The 10,568-nt window shown below is 44.7% G+C and carries 7 protein-coding genes; 3 read left to right on the top strand and 4 right to left on the bottom strand.

What is annotated here, in order from left to right; all coding sequences use genetic code 11:
- Positions 1 to 233 precede the first annotated feature (233 nt).
- A complete protein-coding gene (locus LLW17_RS17585) occupies positions 234 to 860 on the bottom strand; it encodes a hypothetical protein (RefSeq protein WP_228231601.1) in 627 nt (208 codons plus the stop codon).
- A gap of 198 nt (positions 861 to 1,058) precedes the next feature.
- Between LLW17_RS17585 and LLW17_RS17580 the strand changes: the two genes are divergently transcribed.
- From LLW17_RS17580 to LLW17_RS17570, 3 genes are all read left to right on the top strand, one after another.
- Positions 1,059 to 1,676, top strand: a complete 618-nt coding sequence (locus tag LLW17_RS17580) for a class I SAM-dependent methyltransferase (protein WP_262909020.1) — start codon at positions 1,059 to 1,061, stop codon at positions 1,674 to 1,676.
- 117 nt (positions 1,677 to 1,793) lie between these two features.
- Positions 1,794 to 2,117 (top strand): hypothetical protein, encoded by a 324-nt coding sequence (locus LLW17_RS17575; protein ID WP_228231599.1) that lies wholly within the window; start codon positions 1,794 to 1,796, stop codon positions 2,115 to 2,117.
- Positions 2,118 to 2,168: 51 nt separating this feature from the next.
- Positions 2,169 to 4,337 carry a TonB-dependent receptor gene (locus LLW17_RS17570; protein ID WP_350355224.1) on the top strand — a complete coding sequence of 723 codons (2,169 nt, stop codon included), beginning with the start codon at positions 2,169 to 2,171 and terminating at the stop codon, positions 4,335 to 4,337.
- 189 nt (positions 4,338 to 4,526) lie between these two features.
- Here the strand turns inward: LLW17_RS17570 and mnmE are convergent, their stop codons facing one another.
- From mnmE to uvrA, 3 genes are all read right to left on the bottom strand, one after another.
- A complete protein-coding gene (gene mnmE, locus LLW17_RS17565) occupies positions 4,527 to 5,915 on the bottom strand; it encodes a tRNA uridine-5-carboxymethylaminomethyl(34) synthesis GTPase MnmE (protein WP_228231598.1) in 1,389 nt (462 codons plus the stop codon).
- A gap of 219 nt (positions 5,916 to 6,134) precedes the next feature.
- The gene (locus LLW17_RS17560) at positions 6,135 to 6,692 is read right to left on the bottom strand and encodes a hypothetical protein (RefSeq protein WP_228231597.1); all 558 of its coding nucleotides are present in this window, start codon (positions 6,690 to 6,692) and stop codon (positions 6,135 to 6,137) included.
- 959 nt (positions 6,693 to 7,651) lie between these two features.
- Positions 7,652 to 10,435 carry an excinuclease ABC subunit UvrA gene (gene uvrA / locus LLW17_RS17555; RefSeq protein WP_228231602.1) on the bottom strand — a complete coding sequence of 928 codons (2,784 nt, stop codon included), beginning with the start codon at positions 10,433 to 10,435 and terminating at the stop codon, positions 7,652 to 7,654.
- Positions 10,436 to 10,568 lie beyond the last annotated feature (133 nt).

Below are 10,568 nucleotides of genomic sequence, written 5' to 3'. Positions count from 1 at the left end.
ATCTATACCAACAATTAAAAACGTATTTTAGTTATTACAATACAAAAAGAAGGCATCAGGGAATAGAAAACGAAATACCGCTGGTAAAGTATTTAAACAAACAACAAAAAGCAGCTTAGTCAATATAGCCGGAACTTAATTTAAGCTGAAAACTGCCCTACAAATGGGGGGATGCTCATACAATCGCCCACGAACAGGTGGGGTCAACCGGAAATCCCGGGTTTACGTGTTGTTTAATGCAGTCTGCCTATGATTCCTTCACCCGTTTTTTGATCGATAAATCCTTTTTCTAAACCCGATTTAGGATCTGAATTTTGATGCACAGTAACATGCTCTTCAAAATTGAATTTCGCCCGAAGCTTTTCGACATCAAGAACGGCATCAAAATAAATCCAATATGCTTTATTCCCGGACCAGGCCTTTCCCCAATAGGTAATGCTTCTATTTTTTTTCAGGAGGTATTTAGCCAGTTTTTTCAGGTCAGTTGAAATTAAAGAATTGGTAGGATCAGAAAAATAACGCTCAAATTCAATAATGCGCTCACCAATATGAAATTTATAATCCAACGCATCTACGATCATCCTGCTTAAGACACCGGGATATTTTTTTTGACCATATCTGGATAAAAGTTTCCGAATTTCTTCAGAGCTTTTATTTTTAGGATTCGCTAAAATCGCCTTTTGAAAATCGGCCAAACCTGCATTATCAATCGCGCCGGGAAGATTTACCAATTGCTTCGGACCGTTCAAATCCAGCAGTATCCTGTGAATCTCAACAAAAATTTTTTCTTCCGGATGCTCAGCAATAGCTAGTTTCAGATCGCTTATCAGCTGTTCTTTTTCCCGGTTAAAGTCTCGCATATAAAATGGGTTTCCACGTATTAGATCAAAACAAATATAGCTGATATACTGGGCCCTTGTCTTTAAATAGCAGTGGTTCAACCTAACCGGTTTAAATGGGTACAAAATCACCGGATCACTAAAATTTCATCGCTACAGGAATGCTATCTTGCAGCTGTGAAGAAGCGAAACAAAATTCCCTGGCCAACTCAGGCTGCGATGTCGCAGGTCTATGAAAAGAACCTGTGGGGTAAGGGCGAAGCAGCATTTTATTCGGGGGCCGGCTCGCACGACCCCAAAACCGTAAACGCTTATGTAGAAGTGGCAGGTGCATTTCTCAGGAGTTTCAATCCACCGCTGCGCGTGTGTGATCTGGGTTGTGGCGATTTTAACGTGGGGAGCAGGTTGGTACCCTATACACAGCGCTATAAGGCGGTTGATATTGTACCAGATTTAATCGCCTATAATCAAAAACACTATCAAGCCCCGCAATTGAGCTTTGAAGTTTTAGATCTTGCGAAAGATCCCTTGCCCGATGGAGATTGCGCGCTCTTAAGGCAGGTATTGCAGCATCTTTCAAACGCCGAGATCTGCGCAATTGTACCCAAATTGTATGCATTCAGGTATGTAATTCTTACCGAACATCTTCCCGATTCCCCTTTTGAACCCAATGCAGATCTCATTTCCGGGCAGGGCATCCGACTCAAAAAGCAGAGTGGGGTTGATCTTTTGGCAGCTCCTTTTCATCTTAAGGTGAAAGAGAGCCGGGAACTCCTCAGCCTTTCCGCTCCCGAAGCAAAGGGAAACCTGGTCACGACGCTTTATACGCTCAACTAAAAAGGAGTTCCTGAAAACCGCCAGGATGCAATCAGCAGTGTGAAATGAACGGAGTTCCCTGCATCAAACTTTAGCAGAAGCTTTAAAGCTGTATTCAAAATCCCTATTTTTAACCCGATGAACGTGTTGATACTTCTGCTTACCGGCTTGACCTTGTTTTTGTCTGCAACTCATTGCTGTACAGGTGATTTTGAAAATGCAACGGAGCATCAATCCTGTGAGGAATCTTCAGATTGTGAAAATACGCCCTGTGACGAACCCTGTTCGCCCTTTTTTACCTGTGGGAGCTGTACCGGCTTTTCCATACAGGAGTTAGAGACCTGTTTTCTTCTTCAGGAGCAGGTATCCCTGGCTGTACCGGTTTCAAAATTCAATTTTTACCGGGAAGATTACCATGAGACTTCCTTCAAGCCTCCCCGGGCTCGATTACAATCCGTTTAGTGTTTTCACCCTGTTGAAAACCAATTTTTTAATCACCTAAATTGAAGTCTTTTGAAACATCCTATCACGATGCTGTTCATGCTGTTATGCAGTTCAGCTTTTGCCCAAAATACCTTTAAAGCAAGCCTTAAACATGCAGAAACCCGGCAACCGCTTTACGGCGTTTCCGTAAGCATGCAATCCTTAAATACAGGAGCCATTAGCGATGCCAACGGGGTTGTGGAAATCACCGGAATCCCTGATGGTACCTACACGCTTGAAATTCGCTACGTAGGTTTTGAAACCCAAAACCTTAGCCTTAGCTTTCCGCTCAATCCGGCCGATAAGAACCCCACCATTTATATGGAACCGGCTGAAGAGGAAATGGAAGAAGTGGTCATCCAATCTACCCGGAGTTCCCGAACTTTTCAGGACATACCCACCCGCATCGAGTTTATCGCGGGTGAAGAACTAGCCGAAAAAGGCAATATGAAACCGGGAGATATTCGTATGTTGCTCAATGAAAGCACCGGAATTCAAACCCAGCAAATATCGGCCACCAGTTACAATTCGAGTATACGCATACAGGGCCTCGACGGGAAATATACACAGCTGCTGCGCGATGGGCTCCCGTTGTATTCCGGCTATTCGGGTGGTCTCAGCCTGATGCAGATAGCCCCGCTCGATTTAAAACAGGTGGAAGTGATAAAAGGTGCATCCTCAACCCTGTATGGAGGTGGGGCTATCGCCGGTCTGGTTAATTTGATTTCGAAGACACCGGAGGAGGAGCCCGAACTCAGTTTTATGGCCAATGGGACTTCTGCACTGGGGCTGGACTTAAGCGGATTTTATTCGGAAAAATACGGTAAAACCGGAACTACTGTTTTTGCTTCTTACAATCTGGGTACGCCATACGATCCGGCAGATAACGGACTTACCGCGATTCCAAAGTTTGAGCGTTTTACGCTAAACCCGAAATTTTATCTGTATCTGAATGATCAAACCACGATTAACGCAGGCTTTAATTATGTTACCGAAGATCGCCTGGGTGGTGCCATCGATTATGTGAAAGGAGATAGTGAAACCGGGTATTTTGAGCGCAACACGACGGAACGCTTTTCAACTCAGGTACAGGCGAGCTATACGCTGTCTGAAACTGCCAGCCTTAACCTGAAAAACAGTATAAGTCTTTTTGAGCGCGAAATTGAAGTGCCGGACTATAGTTTTGGCGGTCGGCAGGTGGCCTCATTTTCTGAACTTAATTATACCACCACAGGCCGGGATACCGAATGGGTGCTAGGTGTAAACTTATGGACCGACGATTTTACGCAGCAACAGGGGGCGGCCGGTCAGGATTTGAGTTTTACCAATTACACCCTGGGCGCTTTTGCACAAAATATCTGGGATTTTGAAGAACGATGGACTTTAGAAACCGGCTTGCGCACCGATTACCAAAGCAATTACGGCACTTTTGTGTTGCCCAGATTTTCTTTGATGTTTGAACCTACCAACCTGCTTACGTTTAGAATAGGTGGTGGCCTGGGTTATAAAACACCTACCGTTTTTACCGAAGAGGTGGAGCGCCTGCAATTTCAAAATGTCATGCCCATTGCTGTAGATCAAAGCGGGGCAGAGCGTTCTATAGGCTTTAACCTCGATGGTAATTACAAGTGGTCGATTACTTCAGAGCTCAACCTCTCTACCAATCTGCTTTTGTTTTACACCCGTATCAACGATCCGCTTCTGCTGAATCAAACGGGAAGCAGTATGTACTCGTTCGATCAGCCTGATGGCTATCTCGACAGCAAGGGTATAGAGGCTAATATGCGCTGGAAATATCAGGATTTTAAGTTATTCATAGGCTATACCCTGGCCGATGTAAACCAGCATTATCAGGGTACCAGCAGCCCATATCCCCTGGTTGCGCAACACCGGCTAAACAATGTACTGATGTATGAAAAGCACGAAAATTTCTGGATCGGGCTGGAAGGCTATTATTACAGTCCACAACTTTTAAATGAAGGAACTACAGGGCAGGCCTACTGGATTCTGGGTGTGATGACCGAAAAGAAACTCGGGGAAAAGTTCTCCTTATTTTTAAACTTCGAAAATCTGCTGGACACCCGACAAACGCGGTTTGACACCATTTACACCGGAAGCTTAAACGATCCCAACTTCAGGGATATTTACGCACCTGTAGATGGGTTTGTAATAAACGGAGGGTTTAAGTGGAAGCTTTAGACAAGGTCAATACGATCCAATTCATTTCCGGGCGTTTGATTTTAAGCGGAATTGTAGTTGCTGCAAGCCTGAAGCGCAATCCTCAGCTAGTAGCTTGGGGATTGCGCTTTTTTCAGAGCTAAATTTAAAAATCAGATATTAGTCTGAAGTTGAATAGAATAAATGATTTGGTTTGCAGGAGGTTAAGGTCTATTTCCCAATACAAAAATTAGCAAAGATATTGCCCAGCAATTCGTCGTTGGTGACCTGCCCGGTGATCTCCCCAAAATGGTACAGTGCCTCCCGAATGTCTATGGCCAGCAGGTCGCCGCTGAGCCCGGCATCAATACCCAGTTGTACTTTTTCAATTTCTTCTAAAGCTTTAAGCAGGGCATCGTAATGACGAGAGTTAGTCACCAGAGTCTCGTTATTGCGCAAGGCACCGGTGTTTACAAATTGTAGTAGTTTATCGGTGAGTTCTTCAACGCCGGTTTTGTTTTTAGCAGAGAGCAGGTGCAGGTTTGCGATTTGCGATTTGAGTTCGGCTAGCGCGGTTTCACTGAGTTTATCTACTTTATTGGCCACCACAACCAGGGGCTTCTGCGGAAACTGATTTTTGATCTTTTCAATTTCAATTTTTAATTCTGAATTCTGAATTCTGAATTTTTCCGCATCAAATAAGTAGATGACGATCTGAGATTGTTCTATTTTTTGAAAGGTTTTTTTGATCCCCAAACCTTCAATAACGTCTACCGTTTCGCGAATTCCGGCCGTATCTATAAAGCGAAAACCAATACCGCCTATGCTGAGTTCATCTTCAATAGTGTCGCGCGTGGTACCTGCGATATCGCTTACAATGGCACGTTCCTCGTTGAGCAGCGCATTTAGCAAAGTAGATTTTCCTACGTTGGGTTCGCCTACAATCGCAACCGGGATTCCGTTTTTAATCACATTACCTGTGGCAAAGGAGTCGATGAGGCGTTTTAAAACCCGGGTGATTTTTGCGATAAGCTCCTGAAATTCTTCCCGGTTGGCAAACTCTACATCTTCTTCGGCAAAGTCGAGTTCGAGCTCGATCAGGGAGGCAAAATTGAGCAGTTCCTGACGCAACTGGGCGATTTCGTTACTAAAACCTCCACGCATTTGCTGCATCGCGATCTGGTGTGCTCCGGCATTGTCGCTGGCGATCAGGTCGGCCACGGCTTCCGCCTGACTCAAATCCATCTTTCCATTGATAAAGGCCCGCAGGGTAAACTCCCCGGCTTTTGCGGCGCGGCAGCCTTTTCTAAAGAGGAGCTGCAAAATTTCCTGCTGAATATAAGGGCTTCCGTGGCAGGAGATCTCAACGGTAGGTTCACCGGTATAGGAGCGTTTTCCTTTAAACAGGGATACCAACGCCTCGTCAATGATTCGGCTTCCGTCTACAATATTGCCCAGATGCAGGGTATGATTTTCCTGATCTTCCAGAATCTTTCCACTTTTGGCCTTAAAAACCGAAGAAACAAGCGGGATCGCGTTTTCGCCCGAAACCCGTATAACGGCAATGGCCCCGGCACCCGGAGCAGTCGCTAATGCGGCAATGGTATCTTGAATGTGCATAGCGGCAAAATTACGATGTAAACTACCTCGCGGCAAGCCTGCGAGGCATCCAAAGTAAAGAAAGCTTTGATTTAAACGCCAGCCTCGGGTTTTAGCCTTTGACGGAGCCCATAAAGTACTCCTGAGCACTCATAAAAAATCCCCGACAGACGAATCTGCCAGGGATTTCCAACTAACCAACCAAAAAATCAACATTATATCCGATTGCCGGATTAAATTTTAATATCTGCGACTGCGGTCACCAATGATTTCAATGCTTCCCATATCGCAATCGTCTGCGTTTTTATACTTATCAATAAAACCGGTTTGTTTGTAGATGCGACCGCTGCGGTCGTAATGCATTTTCATATTACCGATTCGGTCTAAACGGCCTTTCTTATAGTTGACGGGGATATTACCGATGCGGGCAACGCGTCCATCCCTTAAGTAATCAAGGCTAAGTTCTCCTATCTGTACGGGTAAACCCATTCTGTTATACTGTACATAACCTCTGCGGTAGTTGTGACCGGTGCGGTACACATCATAACGTACCGGGTTGTAGATCTCACGTACGTACTGCCCATTTAAACGCACCGATGAAGGGGTGACGTTAAAATCAAGCGCTCCGTCAGGATATACCAGAAACTCAATACCGTTTTCGATAAACACAACGGGTTGCATAAGATTTCGGTTTGTGTCTACACGTCTATCCACTTTACGAGGCGGATGAGAGTCTGCAGCCTGCGCAGCAGTTCCAAATGCGAAACACGCTGCTAAAAGAAGTACTATACGTTTCATAATTCTGCATTTAAGGATTGAATTTTTACTATTCAATCTGATTACGCTTAGTATAATTCAAAGGGCGTGCCAAATTTTTTAATTCGGAGTGCAGAATGCAGAATTAAGAGTTTCTGTAGTTGTGTAAAACTTTATTTATAAGTGTTTTATGAGTGAAAGGCAGCGGATGAGAAAGTATTAGAAATCACTTCAAAACCCAGGTGCTACTCTGAAGCTGGAGTGATTTTCTCCGAGCGAAAAGAACTCATAATTCAGCATTCTTAATTCTACATTTACTTAAACGGTTTGCTTCTGCATAGAAACCTTTTACAGCAGTCAGAGTAGTGCCAGCCAAGAAAAGAACAAGCAACTATCTAATTACCCCAAATTTGACTTAGGGGTACGCGATACAATCGCGCACAAACGAGGATGTTTTGTTCATTTTCTTTGCTTCTCCAAAGAAAACGAACCAAAAGAAAGGAGCCTTTTTATTAGGTATTTTTGCCTTTAGGGGCAAAACCGCAATAAATTTCCTAAATTTTCTCCAAGGCTTCGAAAATTCTTAACGGAAACTTCTTGCTATACTGAAGAAAAAGAGGACTAAAGAATGATATTCTTAGTTCCATTCTACAATCGGCCTACAAGAAGATATCCTAAAATTTGAAGTGAGCGTAAGGTCGCAGGCGGTTCTGTTTGAGGCCGCGATAGCGGACGAGTTAAGCGCATGCAGTGCAGTGAACGATAAATTTAGATATCGTCTTGTGAGCCTAGCGTTTTTTGTTTCTTTTTTGGGCAATGCAAACCGAGGCACGAGGTTCACGAGTTCCCGTATAATACAAATGACACGAGCTAAAAAAGAAAGGAACATTCTTCAAACTATAAAGATATGTAAGGAATTAATATTTAAAGTACGCGATACAATCGAGCACAAACACGGAGCGAAAAGAACTCATAATTCAGCATTCTTAATTCTACATTGATTAAAGCTTCTCCCTCAAATACTCCGCAGTAAAGGATTTTTTGTTTTTAGCAACTTCTTCCGGGGTGCCGGAAGCGATGAGGTAACCCCCGTTTTCGCCGCCTTCCAGACCCAAATCGATCACATGATCGGCGCATTTGATCAAATCCAGATTATGCTCCACCACAAGAATGGAATGTCCATTTTTAATCAGTGCCTCAAACGAAGCCAGCAATTTCTGAATATCGTGAAAATGCAGTCCGGTGGTAGGCTCATCGAATATGAACAGGTTCTTCTCTTTGGTGGTTCCCTTTACCAAAAAGGACGCCAGTTTGATACGCTGGGCTTCTCCACCGGAAAGGGTAGACGAACTCTGGCCAAGGGTCACATAGCCCAGACCTACGTCCTGTAAAGGCTTGAGTTTCCGGGTGATTTTGTCCTGCTTGTTTTCGGTAAAAAAGGCGATGGCATCATCAATAGTCATATTGAGGATGTCGTCGATGTTTTTATCTGCAAAGGTGACTTCCAGCACTTCCTTTTTAAAACGTTTGCCCTTGCACACTTCACATTCCAGATGCACATCGGCCATAAACTGCATTTCGATAGTCACTTCGCCTTCACCTTTACAGTTTTCGCAGCGGCCGCCATCTACATTAAACGAAAAATGCTTGGTTTGGAAATTGCGAATCTTACTCAGTTTCTGATCGGCATATAGTGAACGGATATCATCATAGGCTTTGATGTAGGTAACCGGATTGGAACGTGACGATCTACCGATAGGATTCTGATCTACAAACTCGATGTTCTTGATGTTGTCAAACTTGCCTTCAATCCCGGTCATCTGACCCATTTTCTCCCCGTAACCACCGGTTTCCTTAAGCATAGCAGGGTAGAGCAGCTTTTTAACCAGCGTACTCTTGCCACTACCCGAAACCCCGGTTACGGCCACAAAAACTCCCAGTGGAAAGCGTACATCAATATTTTTCAGGTTGTTTTCGCGTGCACCGATTACGTCTACATAGTATTTAGAAGTGCGGCGCTTTGCCGGCACTTTAATTTCCATAGTGCCATTTAGATATTTCGCGGTAAGCGATTCGCTTTTAAGAATGTCGTCGTAGGTACCTGTGGCCACTACGTTACCACCATAGGTTCCGGCTTCGGGGCCTATGTCTATGATCTCATCTGCGGCTTTCATAATGTCCTCGTCGTGCTCCACCACAATCACGGTATTACCCAGATCGCGTAGGCTTTTAAGTACTTCAATAAGACGCTCGGTGTCTTTAGGATGCAGGCCTATACTGGGTTCGTCAAGAATATACATCGATCCCACCAGGCTGCTCCCCAGTGAAGTTGCTAGATTGATGCGCTGCGACTCTCCACCCGAAAGTGTGTTGGACTTCCGGTTTAACGTGAGGTAATTAAGCCCCACTTTCGAAAGGAATTCGAGGCGGCTTTCAATCTCGGTGAGCAGGCGTTTGGCAATTTTAGCATCGTGCTCGCTCAGTTCGAGGTTTTTAAAGAAATCGGCTACTTTGTTGAGTGGCAGGGCAACCAGATCGGTAATGGTCGTGTTGCTGATCTTCACGTAATTCGCTTCCTTACGCAGGCGTTTGCCACCACAGGTTTTGCATTTGGTTTTTCCGCGGTAGCGCGACAGCATCACGCGGTTTTGAATTTTATAAGCTTTGGATTCCAGAAATTCAAAAAACTGATTGATACCCTCAAAATACTGGTTTCCGTTCCACAACACCTCTTTTTGAGCATCACTCAGTTCAAAATAGGGTTTGTGAATGGGGAAATCGAATTTATAGGCGGAATTGACAAGCTGATCGCGGTAATAGCTCATACTGTCTCCTCGCCAGGGGAATACGGCATTTTCGTAAACCGAAAGCGCGGTATTGGGAATCACCAGGTCTTCATCGATCCCAATCACATCTCCGTAACCTTCGCAGGTAGGGCACGCCCCGTAGGGGTTATTGAAACTGAACAGGTGTACATTGGGCTCCAGAAATTGCATCCCGTCCAGCTCAAAACTGTTGCTAAACTGCCGTTGCTTGCCGGTAGCCAAATCTTCGATAAACAATTCGCCCTTACCTTCAAAAAAGGCTGTTTGCACCGCATCGGCGAGGCGGTTTTCAAAGTCCTCATCGTCTTTGGTGATGATTCGGTCCACCACCAGAAAGAGTTTGTCTGTTGCGGTAATGCTTCCGGCTTCTTCAATACGCACTACCTCGTCATTAACCTTTATACGCGCATAGCCCTGTTGCTGCAGGATGTTGAGCTTTTCTTCAATCTTTCGGCCTTCCTCTACAATAAAAGGAGCGAGGAGCAACAGCTTGCTGCGCTCTTCAAAGGTTTTGATGTAATTCACCACATCGGTCACTGTATCTTTTTTGACCTCGTCGCCCGAAATGGGGGAGTAGGTCTTGCCGATACGGGCGAAAAGCAGTTTGAGGTAATCGTAAATTTCGGTAGAGGTGCCCACAGTAGACCGCGGATTGGTACTGTTTACCTTTTGCTCAATTGCAATTGCGGGAGCGATACCTTTTATATAGTCCACTTTCGGTTTGTCGAGACGCCCTAAAAACTGCCGCGCGTAAGAGGATAAACTCTCCACATAGCGGCGCTGCCCTTCGGCATACAGGGTGTCAAACGCAAGGCTTGATTTCCCCGAACCCGACAAGCCGGTAATCACCACGAGCTTGTTGCGCGGGATGATGGTATTGATATTTTTAAGGTTATGCAGCTTTGCCCCCTTGATGATGATATTCTTTTTAGGGTCAGCTTTAGAAACGTCTACGATCATAGCAATTGAAATAGGATTGCAAAGATAATTTATAGGAAGCATAACCCTGCAACCTTTTGCCCAACGTCCTGTTAATGTTAAAATTGTGGAGCAGCGTTTGTTTATTTGGAATAATAGTTGTTATATTTGACTC

The organism is Leeuwenhoekiella parthenopeia (assembly GCF_020782115.1).
Classification (GTDB): domain Bacteria; phylum Bacteroidota; class Bacteroidia; order Flavobacteriales; family Flavobacteriaceae; genus Leeuwenhoekiella; species Leeuwenhoekiella parthenopeia.
This window is presented reverse-complemented; position numbering and strand designations above follow the sequence as displayed.